Origin of the sequence: Catellatospora sp. IY07-71, assembly GCF_018326265.1 — a bacterium.
Classification (GTDB): Bacteria; Actinomycetota; Actinomycetes; order Mycobacteriales; family Micromonosporaceae; genus Catellatospora.
In genome coordinates this window covers 5,927,231-5,946,720 of the sequence record NZ_AP023360.1, presented here as the reverse complement: position 1 = coordinate 5,946,720, position 19,490 = coordinate 5,927,231, and the positions used below count along the sequence as shown (strand labels likewise).

The window sequence follows — 19,490 nt, the reverse complement described above, 5'->3', positions numbered from 1 at the left end:
CGGTGCCGCGAGCGCCGGACGGCGCCACGGCGGCTGTTCGAACAGTCATCGTCATGACCTCCCTGTGAGCAGTGGTTCGGCGCGGACGGCCGGAAGGATGGGGGCGGTCGGACCTCGTCACCGCGAGCCCGCCATCACTGCGGCCGTCTCAGCCGAGCAGACCTCGCAGCAGGCTGTCGCCGGAGTGGGCGGTGTTGTTGTCGAAGTGCTCGGCCGACACGTCGACCAGGCGATAGGTGCCCAGGTCGGCGTTGGCGGGCAGGTTGAAGTCGCCGTCGGAACCGGCGCCCAGCGTGCCGATCGAGAACATGCTCATGGTGCCGGGGTCGATCAGCCACACCTCGTAGTAGCCGTCGACGGGCGGCAGCCCGGCGACGTGAAGCCGGAGCCGGTGGCCGTCGACGACATGTGCCTGGCCCGATGCCGTGGCGGGGGTGTCACCGTATGCGGTCAGCTCGGCGGCCGCGAGCACGGCCGGCGCCGGGGGCGGCGGTGTTCTGCTCCACCGGACGCCTGCCACGGCCCCGCCGGCGAGCGCCGCCAACACGATCATGGTGGTGACGGATATCCGGGTCAGCCGCTGCCGCGCGTACGGTCGGGCGGTGACGGCACGGGGCGGGCGGCCGTCTGCCGGGCGGAGCGGGCCGCGCGGACCGTGTCCGCTGCCCGGCTTCGCCGGGACGGCTGCCGCCGGGACGGCGGTGGAAGTGTCCACCGTGGTCTGCGCGACGATCGCCTCCCACACGCGCGGCGGCGGGGCCGGCAGGTCGCGCAGCTGCCGGGTCTGGCCGACCACCGTCGACAGGCGCTGCAGCTGCAGGACCTCGTGACGGCATGCGTCGCAGGAGGCCAGGTGCTCGGCTGCCGAGGGGTGCTCCGACAGATCCTCAAACGCCAGCAGAACCAGCTGGCTGGAATCCAGATGCCGCACCGTCCACCTCCCATCGCCGCTTGATGGCCGCCATGCCACGCCGTATGTGGCTCTTCACCGTGCCCAGTGCCAGGCCTGTCGTCTCGGAGATCTGCTGGTGGGTGAGGTCATCGTAGAACGCGAGCTCCAGCACCCTGCGCTGCTCGGCGGGCAGCTTGGCCAGCTCGTCGGCGACCACCAGCTGCTCGATCACCAGTTCGGCGGAGGCCGCCGGTGGCGGCTCGGGCTGCCGGCGGATCACCTCCTCGACACGGTCGGCGCGTTGCTGGGCCCGCACCAGGTCGATCACCTTGCGGCGGGTGATGGCCAGCAGCCATCCGAGCAGGCCGCCACGTTGCGGGTCGAAGGTCGACCGCGCCAGCCACGCCGACACGAAGACCGCCTGCGTGATGTCCTCGGCGTCGGTGCGGCTGCGCAGCAGCCGTGACGCCAGGTGGAACACCGCGGCGCCACAGTGGTCGTATGCCTCCCGCAACGCGTCGTCATCGCCTCCGGCGAATCTGGCGGCCAGCTCGTCGGCATCGACGGCTGTCCTCCCGTGCTGCTGTCTCACCGGGGACATCGCCTTCCACGGGATCGGCAAGACCGTTGCCGCACTCACACCGCCTCCCTCCGGCCGGCACACACGCCTTCGCTGACACGTACGACGAACCTCGCCGCGCTGGATGCACCCGGAGCTGGGCCGCGTCGCGATCACGCCGGCGACCGGCAGTGGCCACCCGCTGCGAGTGGCGCACCCGGTTCACGACCGTGGCAGGCGAGGGGCGACGCGCCGCAGACTCGTTTCCGGCCGCCGGAGTCTGCTCATGGGTTCACCAGCGGTACGCCTTCGATGGGCAGACGATATAACGACGCAGATTCCGACGCAACATTGCGAGGAAGCCGGTATGTGCCTAGCCTTGGTCCATCGACGTACCTCGACTGGAGATCGTTGATCTGGGAAGCCACGGCGGGGCCGCCGAGCGGGCGTTTCGGGGGCCTCGCCGTGGCTGTGGCCGGTCGCAGGACCGCATGGCCGCGACGTCGGCGGTGGTGACGCCCCGCTCCGCAACTGCCTGCCGTACGCGGCGGGATCGGGCGCGAGCCGGGCCGGAAAGCGCAGCCGGTCGGCCCGGCTTGCGAGACACGCGAAGCAGCCTCCTGCGATACGGCCGCCAGGGCACTGGCGGATGCAGCCAGTCGGGAAGATCACCCATCGCATCCGCGTCCCGCACCGCCGTCGTAGCCCTCGATGACGGAGACCTCAGCCGTCCTGGACAGACAGACGATCGAAGGAGCAGCGATGCGCAGCCGGAACATCCGCCGTGCCCTGGCCCTGGGCGCCGTGGCCGCGGCCGTGACCGCCACCGCCGGGCTTACCACGGCGTCGCCCGCCTATGCGGCGACGTCGAAGGTGTCGGTCGTGCACGGCATCCCCGACACCCCGGTCGACGTGTACGTCAACGGCAAGGTGACCCTCGAGGACTTCAAACCCGGGGATGTCGCGGGCCCGCTGGACCTGCCCGAGGGCAGCTACGACCTCGACCTGACCAAGCCGGGCGAGCCGATCGACAAGGCCATCCTGTCGGTCGACGGCGCGAAGGTGCCGGGCGGGGCGAACATCAGCATCGTCGCCCACCTCGATGCCGCCGGCACCCCGAAGATCACGCCGTTCGTCAACGACGTCAGCAAGGTCGGTGCGGGCAAGGCGCGCCTCGTCGTGCGGCACACCGCCGCCGCACCCGCAGTCGACGTGCGCGCCGGCGGCACGCCGGTGTTCAAGAACCTGACCAACCCCGACGAAGCAAAGGCCGACCTGCCCGCCGGCACCGTCAGCGCCGACGTCGTCCTCGCGGGCACCACCACGGTCGCCATCCCGGCGACCGACGTCACGCTCAAGGAGGGCACCGCGACCATCGTGTACGCGACCGGCTCGGCGGACGGTAAGACGCTGGGCGTGGTCGCCCAGGTGATCACCGGTCTGCACTCGGCGCCGAACGGCGTGCCCAGCGGCGACGGCGGCCTGGCCGACGAGTCCGGTGCGAGCCCCTGGTGGCTCGCGGTGGGCGTGCTGCTGCTGGTGGTGGCCGTCGGCGGCGGCGTCCGCCTGGCCACCCGGCGCACCGGCCGATGACCGCGCCCCGCCCCAACGGCGCGCCCCGCGACACCCGCGGGGCGCGCCGCCCCGGCCTCACCCGCCGCGAGGCCCTGCCTCTGATCGGCGCGGCATTCCTGCTGACCGCCGCGGGCTGCCGTGCCGCCGAGGATCCGGAGCCGGTGCTCGACGCACTTGCCGGAGCGTCGCCGTCACCGTCGGCGGCAGGTCCGGATGCCGCTGTTCCCGTGCGGGCGGGATCGCTGCCCGCAGCGGTGACGGCGATACCGCCGGTCCGGCTGCGGATACCGGCCATGTCGCTGGACGCCCGCGTCGATCCGGTCGGGATCGACGCCTCCACCGGCGACTTCGCGGTCCCGCCCAGCGTCGACCGGGTCGGCTGGTATCGCTACGGTCCCGGGCTCGAGGCCACCGAGGGATCGATCGTGATCGCCGGACACGTCGACAGCGCGGCCCAGGGCAAGGGGGCGTTCTTCGGGCTGCGCGACCTCGATGCCCGCGACACGGTGCAGTTGGCGGACGCCTCCGGCGACGTCATGGATCTTCGGGTCGTCGCGGTGGAACAGTTCCGCAAGACACGGATCCCGCTGGAGCGGTACTTCGCCCGCGACGGCGCCGTACGCCTGACCTTGATCACGTGCGGTGGCCCGTTCGACAGGGCCACCCGCCACTACCGGGACAACATCGTCGTCACCGCGGCCAGGAGCTGAACGGGGGAAGGGGCCGGCCTCGGAACCGTTACGCCCACGCGGGAAGTGGGCGGGCCGCCCAGCTGGGCCCGGCCACCGGCGCCTGACAGGGTCGTGGGTCCTCGGCAGGGAAGCCCGTTGTGCCTGTGCGCCGGGAGGTGGGCATCGCATGCCACCACCCGCGTGCGGGGTGAGCAGCCTTGGTGGCGTGGCACCGAAGGTGCGGCCGCCGAGGAGTTCGGCGGCCGCACCCGGGCGGCGGGGGATGTCAGCGCAGGAAGGGCATCCGCCGCACGATCGCGGTCCGGGCCCAGGCCTTGCCGAGCCCGAAGGTGTCACCGGCGTCGGTCAGCGCCAGGACGGCGAGCAGTCCGGCGTAGACGAGGTGGTCGTCGATGATCGGGTTGTTGGCCGGGGGCAGCACCGCGGTCCACATCAGCACCAGCAGCAGGCCTCCGGCGGTGGCGGCGGCGCGGAGGCCGATGCCGGCGATCAGCGCGACACCGATGCCGAGCAGGCCGGTCATGAACAGCCAGTCGGCCCAGGTGGCGCCTGCGATGGCCTGGTAGAGGCCGGCGAACGGGCCTTCGGTGCCGAACTTGAGGAAGCCCAGGGTCGGCTTGCCGCCGTTGATCCAGGCGGCTTCGGTCTTGGTCTCGTGGCCCAGGCCGAACAGCTTGTCCAGGAACGCCCACAGGAAGACCCAGCCCAGCGCGATACGCAGGCCGGCCAGGACGAACCGGGTGGCGCGGGCGCGGCCGGTCTCCGGCGGCGGGGCCAGCCGCGCGAAGGGCTGGTGGCCGTTGGGGGTCGTGCGGGGGGCGAGCAGGGCGGTCATCGCCGGATTCCTTCCTCTTCGGGGGTGGCGCCTTGAGCATCCCGCCGTCGGTGGCGGCCGCAGCAGTGCCGCGCGTCCCGTCCAGAAGGGACCAACGGCCCTGCGCGGGCGGCGCGATCGGGCAGAGGCTGGATGCGCGAGCACACCACAGGAAGGATGCCGATGAACGGGAATGAGCAGTCCGCCGCCTGGCGGACCTTCGCCGGCCGGGACTGGCGCGAACGTATCGACGTCGCCGCGTTCATCCACGACAACCACCAGGCCTACTGGGGCGGGCCGGCGTTCCTGTCCGGCTCCACCGAACGCACCCGCACCCTCTGGCACCGGCTCACCGATCTGTTCGCCCAGGAGCGCCGTCTCGGCATCCTCGACGCCGACACCGCCACGCCCTCGACCATCACCTCGCACGCCCCCGGCTACATCGAACGGGACCTGGAGCTGATCGTCGGACTGCAGACCGACGCGCCGCTGCGCCGAGCGATCATGCCCAACGGCGGCCTGCGCATGGTCGAAGCCGGGCTGCACGCCTACGGCTACCACCTCGACCCCGCGGTGCGCACGGTCTTCTCCACGTACCGCAAGACCCACAACGACGCCGTCTTCGACGCCTACCCCGCGTCGGTCCTGGCGGCACGGCGCTCGCACATCATCACCGGGCTGCCCGACGCCTACGGCCGCGGCCGCATCATCGGCGACTACCGCCGGGTCGCGCTCTACGGGGTGCAGCGGCTCATCGACGACCGCCGCGCGATCAAGGCGAGCCTGGACGTGAACCGCTCCACCGAGGACGTGATCCGCGACCGCGAGGAGCTCGCCGAGCAGATCCGCGCACTGGAGGAGCTGCGCGGCATGGCCGCCGCCTACGGCCACGACATCTCCGGCCCCGCCCGCGACGGGCGCGAGGCGATCCAGTGGCTGTACTTCGCCTACCTGGCCGCCACCAAGGAGCAGAACGGCGCGGCCATGTCGCTGGGCCGCACGGCCACGTTCCTCGACATCTACCTGCAACGCGACCTGGCCGAGGGCACCATCACCGAGGAACGCGCGCAGGAGCTGATCGACGACTTCGTGATCAAACTGCGGATCATCCGGTTCCTGCGCACACCGGAGTACGACCAGCTGTTCTCCGGCGACCCCACCTGGGTCACCGAGGCGCTGGGCGGCATGCGCGCCGACGGCGAGACGCTCGTCTCCCGCACCAGCTTCCGGTACCTGCAGACCCTGTACAACCTCGGCCCGGCACCCGAACCGAACCTGACGGTGCTCTGGTCGCCGCTGCTGCCGGAGGGGTTCAAGCGGTTCTGCGCCCGGGTGTCGCTGGACACCAGCGCGATCCAGTACGAGAACGACGACCTCATCCGCGCCGCCTACGACGACGACACCGCCATCGCCTGCTGCGTGTCGGCGCTGCGGGTCGGTAAGGACATGCAGTTCTTCGGCGCCCGGGCCAACCTCGCCAAGGCGGTGCTGTACGCGATCAACGGCGGCCGCGACGAGATCACCGGCGAGCAGGTCGCCCCCGCCACCCCACCGGTCGGCGGGGAGGTGCTCGACTACGCCGAGGTGGTCACGGCGCTCGACCGCACCCTGGACTGGCTGGCCGAAACCTACGTCGACGCGCTCAACGTGATCCACCGCATGCACGACCGCTACAGCTACGAGCGGCTGGAGATGGCGCTGCACGACCATCCCGTGCACCGGTTCCTGGCCACCGGCCTGGCCGGCCTGTCGGTCGCCGCCGACAGCCTTTCGGCGATCCGGCACACCCGCGTCAAGGTCCTGCGCGACCAGAGCGGGCTGGCCGTGGACTTCGCCGCCGACGGCGAGTACCCGGCCTTCGGCAACAACGACGACCGCGCCGACGGCATCGCGGTGTGGCTGGTCACCACCTTCATGGACAAGGTCCGCCGGCAGCAGACCTACCGCGGCGCCGAGCCGACCCTGTCCGTGCTGACCATCACCTCCAACGTCGTCTACGGCCGCCACACCGGCAACACCCCCGACGGCCGCCGCGCCGGCGAGCCGTTCGCCCCGGGCGCCAACCCGATGAACGGCCGCGACCACCACGGCCTGGTCGCCGCGGCCCTCTCGGTGGCGAAACTGCCCTACGCCGAAGCCCGCGACGGGATCTCCCTCACCGAGACCATCGCCCCCGACGCCCTCGGCCACCACCGCGACGATCAGATCGACAACCTCGTCGGCGTACTCGACGGATACACCGACGCCGGCGGCTTCCACATGAACGTCAACGTGCTCGACCGGGCCACCCTCGAAGACGCCATGGCCCACCCCGAACGCCACCCGCAACTGACCATCAGGGTGTCGGGATACGCCGTCAACTTCGTCCGGCTGACCACCGAACAGCAACGCGACGTCATCTCCCGCACCTTCCACGAGGCGCTTTGACATCCTCCCCGCCCTAAAGGACGGGGATTCCCTTGGTCGCCCTCGGGTCTTCCTGTTTCGCCGACGACTGCCCCGTCCGAGAGGATTCTCGTTGAGGTCTTACATCGTCTCCGCAGGCTGTCACCGCCAGTCCGGCGGCCAGGATGTTGCGGGCCGCGTTGACGTCACGGTCGTGGGTGCTGCCGCATTGGCAGGTCCACTCTCGCACGTTCAGCGGCATCCGTTCAGCGAGGGCACCGCACGCCGAGCACAGCTTGGACGAGGGAAACCAGCGGTCGACGACGATCAGGTCCCGGCCGTGCCAGGCGGTCTTGTACTCGAGCATGGTGCGCAGCTGCCGCCAGGCCGCGTCGCTGATCGCGCGGGCCAGGCGATGGTTCTTGACCATGTTGCGGACGGTCAGGTCCTCGATCACGATCGCTTGGTTTTCGCGAACGAGCCGAGTCGTCAGCTTGTGCAGGTGGTCACGCCTCCGGTCCGCGATCCGGGCGTGGATGCGGGCGACCTTGAACCGGGCTTTGGCCCGGTTGGCCGAGCCCTTCTGCTTGCGGGCCAGATCGCGCTGGGCGCGGGCCAGCCGCTTGTGGTAGGCGTGCTCGTGCCTGGGGTTGGTGATCTTCTCGCCGGTGGACAGGGTGAGCAGACTGTCGATCCCGGCGTCGATGCCGACCTGGCCGGTGGCGGGGGTCTGGGTGATGGTGTCGTCGCAGAGCAGGGACACGAACCAGCGTCCGGCCGCGTCGCACGACACGGTCACCGTCGACGGGGACACCCCGTCGGGCAGCGGCCGCGACCACACGATGTCGAGGGGTTCGGTCATCTTGGCCAGGGTGAGTCGGCCGTCGCGCCAGCGGAACGCGCTGGTGGTGTATTCGGCCGAGCGGCGCGAGCGTTTCCTGGACTTGAAGTGCGGGTGCCTGGCACGTTTTGCCCAGAAGTTGCCGAACGCGGTTTGCAGGTGCCGCAGCACCTGCTGCAGTGGCACGGACGAGACCTCGTTGAGAAACGCCAGCTCCTCGGTCTTTTTCCATCCGGTGAGCAACGCGGAGGTGGCGTTGTAGCCTACCCGTTCCCGGCGCTGGGCCCATGCCTCGGTGCGGGCAGCCAGGGCCATGTTGTAGACCAGCCGGACGCACCCGAACGTCCGCGACAGCTGCGCGGCCTGCACGTCGGTCGGGTAGAAGCGGTACTTGAACGCCCGCTTCACGGTCCTCGACATGTGCGAATCCTAACTGGACGAATGGGCGGCCTCGCCGCGAGGTGCGGGAGTGCGCCGGTCCGCCTTGGCGGCGGATCGGCTCGGCCTGTCCTGCTCCGCAGGTGTTCTGTTTCCTCTCCGGCCTGAAGGCCGGAGTCCACAGAAGGAGTCTGATGACGACGCCGAGCGCCCTGACCGGGGCCGTCCACTCCTTCGACCTGTCGACGGGGGTGGACGGCCCCGGCACCCGCTTCACCGCGTTCCTCGCCGGCTGCCCGCTGCGCTGCCTGTACTGCCACAGCCCCGACACCTGGCACCGCCGCAACGGCACCCCCACCACCGTTGACCAGCTCATGGCGGAGATCGGCAAGTACCGGCGGTTCATCCGGGTCGCCGGGGGAGGGGTGACCCTGTCCGGCGGGGAACCGCTGCTGCAACCCGCGTTCACCCGCGAGGTGCTGCGCCGCTGCCGCGACCTCGGACTGCACACGGCCCTGGACACCAGCGGCTTCCTCGGCGACCGCGCCGACGACACTCTGCTGGACGCCGTCGACCTCGTCCTGCTCGACGTCAAGGCCCACGACCCCGCCACCTACCGGCGCGTCACCAGGACCGGCGACGTCACCCCGACACTGCGGTTCGCCAGGCGGCTGTCGGATGCGGCCATCCCCATGTGGATCCGGTTCGTCCTAGTCCCCGGCCTGACCGACGGCCAGGCCGGCATCGAGGCGCTCGCCGCGTTCGCGGCCGGGCTGCGCAGCGTCCAGCGGGTCGAGGTGCTGCCGTTCCACCGTCTCGGCAGCCACAAGTACGAGGCGCTCGGCCTGGATTTTCCCCTCCGCCACGTGGCCGCTCCGCCCCCGGCGGCCGTCGAAGCCGCCCGGGTGGTGTTCCGCTCCCACGGGTTGAACACGTACTGATCCCGTGCCGGTGGGTTGTGTCAGCGGTGCTGCGGTCTCGCCCGGCACCCGGGTAGCCGCACCGGGAGAAATCCGCCCGCGCCGACAGCCCGACGGGCACGCCGACGGGCGAACCCGGCAAGGCTCAGTCGGCGGCGGTCCTCATCGCGGGCACGGCAGGATCCGCTTCGGCGGCGAGCGCGCTCAACTCCGGATCGTCGACCGGATGGTCGATCGCGTAGCCGGGCGGCGGCAGGGGAGTACGCAGCTCCACGATCACGGCCTTGATCGTGGCCGCGATCGGGATGGCCATCAGCGCGCCGATCAGGCCCAGCAGGGCCGCGCCGATCAGGCCCGCCAGCAGGACGGCCAGGGACGGCATGTCCAGGCTGCGGCGCATCATCAGCGGTACGATCCAGTAGTTCTCCACCTGCTGATAGATCAGCAGCCAGAGCACGATCCCGATCGCGGCCGGCCACAGCCCGGAGGTCATCGCGGCGACCGCGCCGCAGACCGCCATGCCGAGGGTCGCCCCGACCAGCGGGATGAGATCGGTGATCGCGACGATCAGCGCCAGCGGCAGCGCGAACGGGACGTCGAGGATCATCAGGCCCAGGTAGGCGACCACACCTGCGATCAGCGAGATGACCGCGTTACCGATCATGTACGAGCCGACCTTGTCGACCGCCGTGTCGACGATGCGGCGCACCCGCTCCCGGTGCCGGTCAGGTGCGACGAGCTGGGCGCGGCGGCGCAGCCGCGGCATGTCGGCCAGGAAGTACAGCGACAGGACCAGGACCGTCACCGCGGTGGCCAACCCTTCGAGGAAGGTCTGGAACATGCTGAGCAGGTTCGTGGCGGCCCAGGCCGGCACCGAGGCCGCCAGCTCGTTGAGCCGGTCGCCCAGCCCGTAACGGGTGCTGAGCTCCCGGAAGACGGGCGAGCGCTCGTCGAGGCCCGCGATGTAGCCCGGCAGGTCCTTGACCAGGTTGCCTGCCTGGCTCACCAGCGCCGGCCCGACGCCGACCACCAGCGCCGCCAGCGCGCCCACCACGACGGCGAGGATCGCGGCGACGGCGTACGGCCGCCGGACGCGGTGGCGGACGAGCCAGCGCACGGCCGGGTCGAGGCTGACCGCCACGAACAGCGACACCAGCACCAGTGCCAGCACGCCCCGTACCGTCCACAGCGCGACCAGGCCCATTCCGACCACGGCAATGCCGCACGCGCCTGCGGCCGCCCAGCGGAAGACCTCGCCGGCGGTCACCCGTCCGCTTCTCACGGCCTGCGGATGCCCGTGTTCCTGACAGGCAAACCTGTGCGCGAGCCGCAGAGCTGCCGTGCCCGGTCGGCCCGGACGCCGTTCGCCCTGCGGCCCTCGGCGGCCGCACTCTGGATCAGCGCTGCGGCGGCTGCCAGTCACGGATCTCGGGCAGGTCCTGGCCCGTCTCGCGGATGTACGCCGCGTGCTCCGTCCGTTTGTCGACCATGGCCTGACGCAGCCCGGCGGCGCTGCGGGCCAGCCCCGGGACCCGGTCGATGACGTCGATGACCAGGTGGTAGCGGTCCATGTCGTTGCGCACCAGCATGTCGAACGGGGTCGTGGTGGTGCCCTCCTCCTTGTATCCGCGCACGTGCAGGTGCTCGTGGCCGTTGCGGCGGTAGGTCAGCCGGTGGATGAGCCACGGGTAGCCGTGGTAGGCGAAGACGACCGGCCGGTCGGTGGTGAAGATGGCGTCGTACTCGGCGTCGGGCAGCCCGTGCGGGTGCTCGCTCTGCGGCTGCAGCCGCATCAGGTCCACGACGTTGACGACCCGGACCCGTAGCTGCGGCAGGTGCTCGCGCAGCAGGTCCGCTGCGGCCAGCACCTCCATCGTCGGCACGTCGCCGGCGGCGGCGAGCACGACGTCGGGGTCGCCGCGGTCGTCGGCGGCCCACGGCCAGATGCCCAGCCCCCGGGTGCAGTGCGCCACCGCCTCGTCCATGTCCAGGAACGTCGGCGCCGGCTGCTTGCCGGCCACGATCACGTTCACGTAGTCGCGGCTGCGCAGGCAGTGGTCGGCGACCGACAGCAGCGTGTTGGCGTCCGGGGGCAGGTAGACGCGGATCACGTCGGCCTTCTTGTTGACGACGTGGTCGATGAAACCGGGGTCCTGGTGGGAGAAGCCGTTGTGGTCCTGGCGCCACACGTGCGAGGTCAGCAGGTAGTTCAGGGACGGGATCGGCTTGCGCCAGTCCAGCTCGCGGGTGACCTTCAGCCACTTGGCGTGCTGGTTGACCATCGAGTCGACGATGTGCACGAACGCCTCGTAGCAGGAGAACAGGCCGTGCCGGCCGGTGAGCAGGTAGCCCTCCAGCCAGCCCTGGCAGGTGTGCTCGGACAGGATCTCCATCACCCGCCCGTGCCGGTCCAGGTGCTGGTCGGTGCCGACGGTGCGGGCGTGCCAGGCCTTGCCGGTGACGTCCAGCACGGCACCGAGCCGGTTCGACTCCGTCTCGTCCGGGCCGACCACCCGGAAGTTGCGGTGCTCGGCGTTGGTCGCCATGACGTCGCGCACCCAGCCGCCCAGTACCCGCGTCGGTTCGGCGGTCTCGCCCGCCTTGACGCCGTACGCCCGGAAGTCGGGCAGCTCCAGGTCCCGGGCCAGGCGCCCGCCGTTGGCGTGCGGGTTGGCCCCCATCCGCAGTTCGCCCGTGGGCAGCCAGCCGACGACCTCCGGCCGTGGTCCGCCGTCGGCGTCGAACAGCTCCTCGGGCCGGTACGAGCGCATCCAGCCGGCGAGCATCTCCAGATGCGCGGCGTCGTCGCGGGCCGCCGACAGCGGCACCTGGTGCGCCCGCCACGTGCCCTCGACCGGCACGCCGTCGACCTGCTTCGGGCCGGTCCAGCCCTTCGGTGTGCGCAGCACGATCATCGGCCAGCGCGGCCGGGTGGTGACCTCGCCCAGCCGGGCCGCCGCCTGGATGTCGGCGATCTCGTCGCAGACGGCGTCGAGCGTCGCGGCCAGCCGCTGGTGCACCTGCGCCGGGTCGTCGCCGTCGACCAGGTAGGGCTTGTGCCCGTAGCCGGTCAGCAGTGCCGTCAGCTCGTCGTCGCCGAGCCGGGCCAGCACCGTCGGGTTGGCGATCTTGTATCCGTTGAGGTGCAGGATCGGCAGCACCACGCCGTCGCCGACGGGGTCGAGGAACTTGTTGGAGTGCCACGACGCGGCCAGCGGACCGGTCTCGGCCTCGCCGTCGCCGATGACGCAGGCGACCAGCAGCTGCGGGTTGTCCAGCGCGGCGCCGTACGCGTGCGACAGGCTGTAGCCCAGCTCGCCGCCCTCGTGAATCGAGCCGGGCGTCTCGGGCGCGACGTGGCTGGGCACGCCGCCGGGGAACGAGAACTGCCGGAACAGCCGCGCCATGCCCCGCTCGTCCTGGCTGACGTGCGGATACACCTCGCTGTAGGCGCCCTCCAGCCACGTGTTGGCCACCAGGCCCGGACCACCGTGACCCGGCCCCGTGATGAAGATCGTCTCCTGGCGGCGGGCCGCGACGATGCGGCTCAGATGCGTGTAGAGCAGGTTCAGGCCCGGCGTGGTGCCCCAGTGGCCCAGCAGCCGCGGCTTGACGTGCTCCGGAAGCAGCGGCTCACGCAGCAACGGGTTGCCCATCAGGTAGATCTGCCCGACGGACAGGTAGTTGGCGGCCCGCCAGTGCGCGTCGACGCGGGCGAGTTCCTGCGCGCCCAGCGGGGCGCCCTCCACGGTATGCATGAGGCCAGCGTGGCCCCAGTGACCGTTGCGACGTAGGGCCTGCCCGCCCGACCCCGAAGGACTTTGGTCCCGCCGCTGCCGGTCGGTGCAGGTCGTCGCCTTCCCTTCAGGAGAATCGGGACTTCGGTCCCGTCCGGCGTGCGCGGCCGGCACGTTATGGACCGCCGTCACCGGCGGACGCGCGTAGGGTGAAGAGGCATCCCCGGGAGCCGCTGCGCAGGCGAGCGAGTGGAGGTGTCGTCATGACCGCTGACCGCGATGACGAGCTGGCCCGGGTCCGTGCCGGGCTTTCGGGGATGCGAGCGCGGCGCCGCCTGCGCGAGGTGCCCTCGAGAAAGCGCCGCGAACTGGTCGAACGCAGCCTCGATCTGGGACTGCAGGCCGCGCCGTCGATCAAAGATCGGGACATCTCGCTGTTCTCCCGGTCGCTGGACCCGATGTTCGCCGGTGTCAACACGTTTCTGAAGTCGCCGTACGTCGAGAACGTGCGCGACATCGGCCGCTACGACGTGGCGTTCGTCGGGTCGCCCTTCGACATGGGCACGACCTATCGAAGCGGGGCACGGTTCGGGCCGCAGGCGGTGCGGCGCATCTCGGCGTTGTACGACTCCTACAGCCCCGACCTCGGCATGGACCTGCTCGAGGAGATCAGCATCGGGGACGCGGGCGACGTCTTCGTGATCCCGTCCAACATCGAGAAGACGTTCGACCAGGTCGAAATGGCCGTGTCGCACATCCTCGACGCGGGCGCGTTCCCGGTGATCGTCGGCGGCGACCACAGCCTGGGCCTGCCCGATGCCAAGGCCCTGGCCAAGCACGTCGACGGCAGGCTCGGGATCGTCCACTTCGACCGGCACATCGACACCGCGGTCACGACCATGGACGAGCGCATGCATACGACCCACTGGTCGCACGCCACCAAGCTGCCCAACGTGCCACCCTCGAACCTGGTCCAGATCGGCATCGGCGGCTGGATCGGCAACCATTCGGGCGTCCACGTCGCCGACGAGATCGACACCACCGTGATCACCATGTTCGACGTCGACGAACTCGGCATCGACCGCGCCATGGACATCGCGCTGGAGATCGCCTGGAAGGACGCCGACGCGGTGTACCTCTCCTTCGACATCGACGTCATCGACCCCGGGTACGCCCCCGGCACCGGCACGCCGGAGCCCGGCGGCATGACCCCGCGCGAGGCGCTGCGGGCGGTGCGCGCCGTGGCCAGGGAGGGCCTCATCGGCATGGACGTCGTCGAGATCGCACCACCGTACGACGTCGCCGACAACACCTCGCTGCTCGGCGCCCGGGTCATCATGGACACCCTGGCGACTCTCGTGCACCACGGCCACCTCGGCGACCGCCTCACCCGCGCCGAACGCGAACAGGCCGAGCACGACACCGGCCGCCCCGGCGAGTGACCTGCGAGCGGCGACGAGGAAGTCCGCCGCACCGAGAACTTCCTGAGGCCGGACTGCACATTTTGCGACCTCGGCCAGGCCGGTGGCCGGGCTACCTCGCGTCGGCGACGTCCTGCACCGTCCAGCCCACGAACCGGGCGATGTCCTCGTCCGGTGTGTCCAGCAGATCGACCCAGTCCTCCAGCGCCCCGGCGAGGCTCAGCGGGATGCCCGGATTCTCCGGCTCGACCGGCCGGCGCGTGATGTTGTCGACGTGGAGGAAAGCACCGTCGGGGTCCAGGGCGGCCAGGACCTCGTCGTCACGGGTGCGGTCGTCACCGCTGGCGATGATCTCCCCGGTGTGCCAGTCGGTGTACTGCCAGGTGGTCGGGCTGGTCTGCCCGCCGTCGATGATCCGGCGGCCGTCGGCTTCGAGTCTGCCGATCGCGTCGGACAGATCGCGTTCCGCCTCCCGCTGCGCGACCAGATACCGGCGCACATACTCCTTGACCAGGTCCAAGACCAACCCCCACGGCATACCCCGGCCCCGGGTTCCCCGGGCGCCCGATACAGATTGCCCGGCCCGCCGCCCTCCGCCAACGACACACGCCGTCGGCATCCGGTATTCGCCCGGTCGGCCGAAGCCGCCGGCGGTCGTCGCTGACGGCGATGACACCTTGACAGTGCGTCGAAGCGTGCCGATGCTTTGGGGCATGGGGGTGCCGGGCTGGGTCGCCGCACTGGTTACCGCAGGGGTGTTCGCGGCTTTCCTCGCCGCATTCGGCACGGCGTCAGGGGACTGGAACGGCGTCTTCTGGCGAGCCGCCGGCTGGACGCTGCCGATCACGGGACTGCTCCTGTCCGCGGGCCACGCGCACCGCGGGTACGAGCACTTCGGACTGAGCAGCGGCTGGGCCTGGGCCGCGGTGGTCGCACATCTGGCCGTCATGCTGCTCGTCGTGCTGGTGGCCAGCCACGACGTCCACTTCCGCGAGCTGCACCCGCCGCCGCCGTTCCTGCCGGAAGACGACATCGCGTATCTGGCGAGGTACGTGCGCGTACGCCGGTTCTGGCGAATCGCGCTGCCCGGCTCCGTCCTGGCGATGGTCCTGGTGGGCATGCCCGCGGCGGACCGCTGGTCACTGCTCGCCACGATGGGATGGATCACCCTCGCCGCCGTAGCGACGCCGTTCCTGTTCGGCCTCGTAGCCGGGCTGTGGGTCCGGTGGCGCAACCGGCGCTCGCGCCCGCTCCTGTCCTGGATCGATCCCGTCGGCTGGGGCATGGCGCAACTGCGCGTCGCCGAGCGCGAGAACTGGCTGTTCGTCGTCGACGACCTCATCGGAGACCTGGGCCGCCGGTCGCGCCGGCCGGCGCTGCGCCGCCGGCGCCGGACGAAGATGATCGAACTCATCGGCTCGGCGATGCTGCTGCGGCACCGCATGTCGGGTGAACGCGAAGACCTCGACCGGGCCATCGAGGTCCTGCGGTCCCTGCTGGAGCTGCCTGCCCCACGGGTCGATCCGCACCGGTCCGCCCGGCGGCTGCAACTGAGCACCGCCTTGCACGCGGCCTATCTGGCGACGAGCGACCCGCGGTTCCTGGAGGAGAGCATCCAGCTCCAGCGGCGGATCCTGGAGCAGACGCCGCAGGGCACGCCGCTGTGGACGCTGACCGCCTCGAACCTGGCGGTGTCGCTGAGCGAGCAGCACTTCCGCGACGAGGATCTGCCTACGCTGCGGGAGTCGATCGGCCTGCAGCGGCAGGCCATCGCGGCGACACCGACCCAGCCGTATCGCGAGGTGCTGGTCTCGGCGCTGCCGGTCATCTTCTCGCCGCGCACCGGGCGGGCGCAGCGCCGGGCCGCCCGGGAGGCGGTGACCCACGCGGTGACCAACTCCCACCACCTGGCCGCCCGCCTGACCAACCTCGGCACCTCACTGATGTTCCTGCACACCGCTGACAAGGACGCGGAGACGCTGGCCGAGGGCGTCGCCGCCCTGCGCCGGGCGCTGGAGCTCATGCCGGCCGACCACGCACTGCGGCCGTGGGCACTGCGGCAGCTCGCCGACGGGCTCTGCGTCACCCACGCCGACGACCCCCGGACGGTGGATCTGGCCGAGGTCACCGGGCTCCTGCAGACCGCGCTGGACATCCTGCCGGCCGACCACCCCGACCAGGCGGCGGTGCTGTTCCTGCTGGGCGACGTGACGGCGCGCAGGCACGCCGACAGCGCCGACGCGCAGGACCGCGAGGCGGCAGTGGAGTTCTGGCGCCGTGCATACGCGGTGCCGACGGCGCCACCGGACCTGCGCGTCATCGCCGCACGCCGCTGGGGTGCGCTGTGCGCGGAGGCGGGGGACTGGCCCGCGGCCGCCGACGGCCTGGCCGCGGCGGTCGGGTTGCTGCCGCGCCTGGCCAGCCGTTCACTGACCCGCGCCACCCGCGAGCGGCAGCTGAGCCATCCGGCGGGGGTCATCGGCGACGCCGCGGCCTGCGCCCTGGCCGCCGGGCAGCCCCAACGAGCGCTGGAGCTGCTCGAACTCGGCCGCGGCGTGCTGCTGAGCCAGACCCTCGACACCCGCAGCGACCTGGGACTGCTCCGGGCGGCTCATCCCGGCCTGGCCGAGCGGTTCGTGCGGATCCGGGACCAGTTCGACCTACCGCAGAGCAGCGCGGCGGCGGATGGGATCGACACCATCCTGCAGCGTCACACGCTGGCCCGGGAGTGGGAGACGCTGCTCGCCGAGATCCGCGATCACGCCGGGTTCGCCGGCTTCCTCCAGCCGAGCAGCGCCACCGACCTGGTCGAGGCCGCCGGCGACGACACGATCGTGCTCGTCAACCTCAGCGAGTACCGCTGCGACGCCCTCGTGCTCACCGGCGGCGAGCTGCGGGTGGTGTCGTTGCCGCAGGTCGGCGACGCGGCGGTCGTCGAGCAGACGGCGGCGTTCTACACCGCGCTGGCCGCCGGCATCGATCCGCAGCGGACGCTGCGGGATCGGCTGCATGCCGAGGCGTCGATGCGGGAGGTGCTCGGCTGGCTTTGGGACGCGATCGCCGCCCCGGTCCTGGACAGCGGGCCCGGCGGCGGCCGGCTGTGGTGGGTGCCCACCGGGCTGCTGGCGATGCTGCCGCTGCACGCCGCGCAGCCGGTCGACGGCAGTACCTCGGTCGCAGACCGGGTGATCTCCTCCTACGCCCCGACGATCCGGGCGCTGCGCAGCGCCCGGGCGCAGGCCGCCGCGTCACGCCCGGCCGATCCGCTGATCGTGGCGGTCGCCTCGGCCGACGGCGTCGCCGCCCTGCCCGGAGCCCTCGATGAGGCCGCCGCGGTCGCCGGGCTCTTCCCCCGGGCGCGCGTGCTGACAGGACACGAGGCCACCCGCGACCGGATCACGGCGGAGCTGCCCGGCGCCCCGCTGGTGCACTTCGCCTGCCACGCGTTCACCGACGTGACGGCGGTGGCCTCCGGCCGCCTGCTGCTGCAGGACGGACCGCTGGGCGTCGTCGACATCGACCAGCTGCGGATCCCCGACGGCTGGCTGGCCTACCTCTCGGCGTGCGCCACCGCACAGGGCAGCGTCGAACTGCTCGACGAGACCATCCACCTCACGTCGGCGTTCCAGCTCGCCGGATACGCCCACGTGGTCGGCACGCTGTGGCCCACGAGCGACCGCACCGCAGCGGCCCTGGCCACGGCCTTCTACACCGGGCTGCGGGCCGGATCGCCGGTCCACGTGGCGCTGCACGAGGCGGTCGCCGCGCAGCGTGCCGCCGCGCCCAGGTCGCCCTCGCTGTGGACGTCCTATATTCATGTCGGCCCCTGACCGCGAGGACCTCATGCCCGACCTTGACCGTCACATCGCCGCCCTGTGCCGCGAGCTGGAAAGCGGCGACCTCGCCGACATCGCCGCCGAGATCGACGCCCAGCCGCTGGTGGACAGGCTCGTCGCCGCCCTCGCCGCCGGCGGCGGGCACGGCACGCTCGCCGCCGACTTCGACGAACTGGACCGCCGCCTGATCGCGTACGGCATCGCGGGCGGCCTGGTCCCGCCGGCCCACCGCGTGTTCGTGCCCAACCCGGCCGCTCAGCAGCCGCAGCAGGTCACGGTCGAGGTGTGGGCCTGCCCCTCGGCGCGGTGCCCGCGCTGGCTGCAGGTCGCCGACGGCGCCGAGCCGGCCTGCGGCGTGGACGGTGCGCCGATGATACGCAAGCAGGTGACGTCATGATCGGTGTGCTCGGTGAGGTCGGCAAGCGGCTGCTCGACCAGTGGCTGACCGCGCTCATGCTTCCCGGCCTGCTCTTCGTCGCCGCCGCGGTCGCCGCGACCCACCTGCGCCACGCCGCGGCATTGGATCTCGGCAAGCTCGCCGCCTGGGTGACCGCCCAGGTGACGACCAGCGCGGCCGGCACCGACAGCGGGCGGGTCCTGCTCGCCGTCGGCGGGGCGCTGCTCGGTGCCGCCGGAGCCGGGCTGTGCGTGGCCGTGCTGGGCCGGTGCGCCGCGTACCTCTGGACCTGGCCGGGCACCCGCACCCCGCTGCGGCTGGCGACGGCCGCCCGGCTGCGTCGCTGGGAGCGGGCCGGCGACCGCGTCACGGCCGCGATGGATCACGCCGTCGCGACGGGTGCGGTCGGGCTGGCCGCCGCGCTGGCCGCCCGCGACCGCATCAGCCTGGTCGAGCCGACGCATCCGACCTGGATCGGCGACCGGCTCGCCGCGCCGGCGGTGCGCGTGCAGGCCAACTACGGCCTCGATCTCGCGGTCGCCTGGCCCCGGCTGTGGCTGCTGCTGCAGGACACGGCCCGCACCGAGGTGAGCGCGGCGCACGGCGCCTACACGGCGGCGTCGCGGCTGGCCGGCTGGGCGGTGCTCTACGCGGCGCTGGGTCTGCTGTGGTGGCCCGGCGTCCCGATCGCCGCGGTCCTGGCCGCCACGGCCTGGGTGCAGGCCCGGCAGGCGGCCGCGACGCTGGCAGACCTCACCGAGGCGGTGGTCGACCTGCACGGCGCGGACCTGGCCGAGCAGCTGCGCCTCGGGTGCGACGGTGTGCTGCGGCCCGAAGTCGGGCGGGCCGTTACCGAGCTGCTGCGCAAGAGCACGCTTCCGCTGCCGCGGCAGCTGCCGTCGCTGAAGGCCAGGCGTACCGAAACGCGCCGGTGATCCTGCGCCGCACCGACCGGAGCCGGCGCGCTCGCGCAGGCGCTCTCGGTCGGACGCCGAGCGGGACCGCGCCGGTGGGCTGCGGCCCGTGTGAGCCGTCCCGGCCGG

At 71.8% G+C, this 19,490-nt stretch carries 15 protein-coding genes; 8 read left to right on the top strand and 7 right to left on the bottom strand.

Translation table 11 applies throughout. From position 1 onward, the window contains the following. Positions 1–148: 148 nt before the first annotated feature. The gene (locus CS0771_RS26510) at positions 149–931 is read right to left on the bottom strand and encodes an anti-sigma factor (protein ID WP_212843530.1); all 783 of its coding nucleotides are present in this window, start codon (positions 929–931) and stop codon (positions 149–151) included. After that, positions 888–1,493: an RNA polymerase sigma factor gene (locus tag CS0771_RS26505; protein ID WP_212846060.1), complete on the bottom strand. Its 606-nt coding sequence runs from the start codon at positions 1,491–1,493 to the stop codon at positions 888–890. Before CS0771_RS26505 ends, CS0771_RS26510 begins: the two co-directional genes overlap by 44 nt. Before the next feature lie 720 nt (positions 1,494–2,213). On the opposite strand from CS0771_RS26505, the gene CS0771_RS26500 reads away from it, so the two are divergent. Further along, on the top strand, positions 2,214–3,044 hold the full coding sequence (locus CS0771_RS26500) for a DUF4397 domain-containing protein (RefSeq protein ID WP_212843529.1): 831 nt from the start codon (positions 2,214–2,216) through the stop codon (positions 3,042–3,044). Next, positions 3,041–3,736 (top strand): class F sortase, encoded by a 696-nt coding sequence (locus CS0771_RS26495; protein ID WP_212843528.1) that lies wholly within the window; start codon positions 3,041–3,043, stop codon positions 3,734–3,736. Before CS0771_RS26500 ends, CS0771_RS26495 begins: the two co-directional genes overlap by 4 nt. Positions 3,737–3,983: 247 nt before the next feature. On the opposite strand, the gene CS0771_RS26490 is transcribed toward CS0771_RS26495, so the two are convergent. Further along, a complete protein-coding gene (locus CS0771_RS26490) occupies positions 3,984–4,553 on the bottom strand; it encodes a hypothetical protein (RefSeq protein WP_244871042.1) in 570 nt (189 codons plus the stop codon). Positions 4,554–4,715: 162 nt separating this feature from the next. On the opposite strand from CS0771_RS26490, the gene pflB reads away from it, so the two are divergent. Next, on the top strand, positions 4,716–6,959 hold the full coding sequence (gene pflB / locus CS0771_RS26485; RefSeq protein ID WP_371821480.1) for a formate C-acetyltransferase: 2,244 nt from the start codon (positions 4,716–4,718) through the stop codon (positions 6,957–6,959). Positions 6,960–6,972: 13 nt separating this feature from the next. On the opposite strand, the gene CS0771_RS26480 is transcribed toward pflB, so the two are convergent. Beyond that, complete coding sequence (locus CS0771_RS26480) at positions 6,973–8,178, bottom strand: RNA-guided endonuclease TnpB family protein (RefSeq protein WP_212843526.1); 1,206 nt, start codon at positions 8,176–8,178, stop codon at positions 6,973–6,975. A gap of 152 nt (positions 8,179–8,330) precedes the next feature. On the opposite strand from CS0771_RS26480, the gene pflA reads away from it, so the two are divergent. Next, complete coding sequence (gene pflA, locus CS0771_RS26475; RefSeq protein WP_212843525.1) at positions 8,331–9,077, top strand: pyruvate formate-lyase-activating protein; 747 nt, start codon at positions 8,331–8,333, stop codon at positions 9,075–9,077. Positions 9,078–9,201: 124 nt separating this feature from the next. Here the strand turns inward: pflA and CS0771_RS26470 are convergent, their stop codons facing one another. After that, a complete protein-coding gene (locus CS0771_RS26470; protein WP_212843524.1) occupies positions 9,202–10,323 on the bottom strand; it encodes an AI-2E family transporter in 1,122 nt (373 codons plus the stop codon). 130 nt (positions 10,324–10,453) lie between these two features. Next, positions 10,454–12,814, bottom strand: a complete 2,361-nt coding sequence (locus CS0771_RS26465; RefSeq protein WP_212843523.1) for a phosphoketolase — start codon at positions 12,812–12,814, stop codon at positions 10,454–10,456. Between the two features lie 242 nt (positions 12,815–13,056). Between CS0771_RS26465 and speB the strand changes: the two genes are divergently transcribed. Next, positions 13,057–14,235: an agmatinase gene (gene speB, locus CS0771_RS26460; RefSeq protein ID WP_212843522.1), complete on the top strand. Its 1,179-nt coding sequence runs from the start codon at positions 13,057–13,059 to the stop codon at positions 14,233–14,235. A gap of 91 nt (positions 14,236–14,326) precedes the next feature. Here the strand turns inward: speB and CS0771_RS26455 are convergent, their stop codons facing one another. Continuing rightward, positions 14,327–14,740, bottom strand: a complete 414-nt coding sequence (locus CS0771_RS26455; RefSeq protein ID WP_212843521.1) for a hypothetical protein — start codon at positions 14,738–14,740, stop codon at positions 14,327–14,329. 175 nt (positions 14,741–14,915) lie between these two features. Here CS0771_RS26455 and CS0771_RS26450 point away from each other — a divergent pair, with 175 nt between their 5' ends. Genes CS0771_RS26450 through CS0771_RS26440 form a run of 3 tightly spaced genes read left to right on the top strand, consistent with a single transcriptional unit; the run spans position 14,916 to position 19,382 of the window. Next, positions 14,916–18,044, top strand: a complete 3,129-nt coding sequence (locus tag CS0771_RS26450; protein WP_212843520.1) for a CHAT domain-containing protein — start codon at positions 14,916–14,918, stop codon at positions 18,042–18,044. After that, positions 18,031–18,447 carry a hypothetical protein gene (locus CS0771_RS26445; RefSeq protein ID WP_212843519.1) on the top strand — a complete coding sequence of 139 codons (417 nt, stop codon included), beginning with the start codon at positions 18,031–18,033 and terminating at the stop codon, positions 18,445–18,447. The genes CS0771_RS26450 and CS0771_RS26445 overlap by 14 nt, the downstream gene beginning before the upstream one ends. Further along, positions 18,444–19,382: a hypothetical protein gene (locus tag CS0771_RS26440; RefSeq protein ID WP_212843518.1), complete on the top strand. Its 939-nt coding sequence runs from the start codon at positions 18,444–18,446 to the stop codon at positions 19,380–19,382. The genes CS0771_RS26445 and CS0771_RS26440 overlap by 4 nt, the downstream gene beginning before the upstream one ends. Positions 19,383–19,490 lie beyond the last annotated feature (108 nt).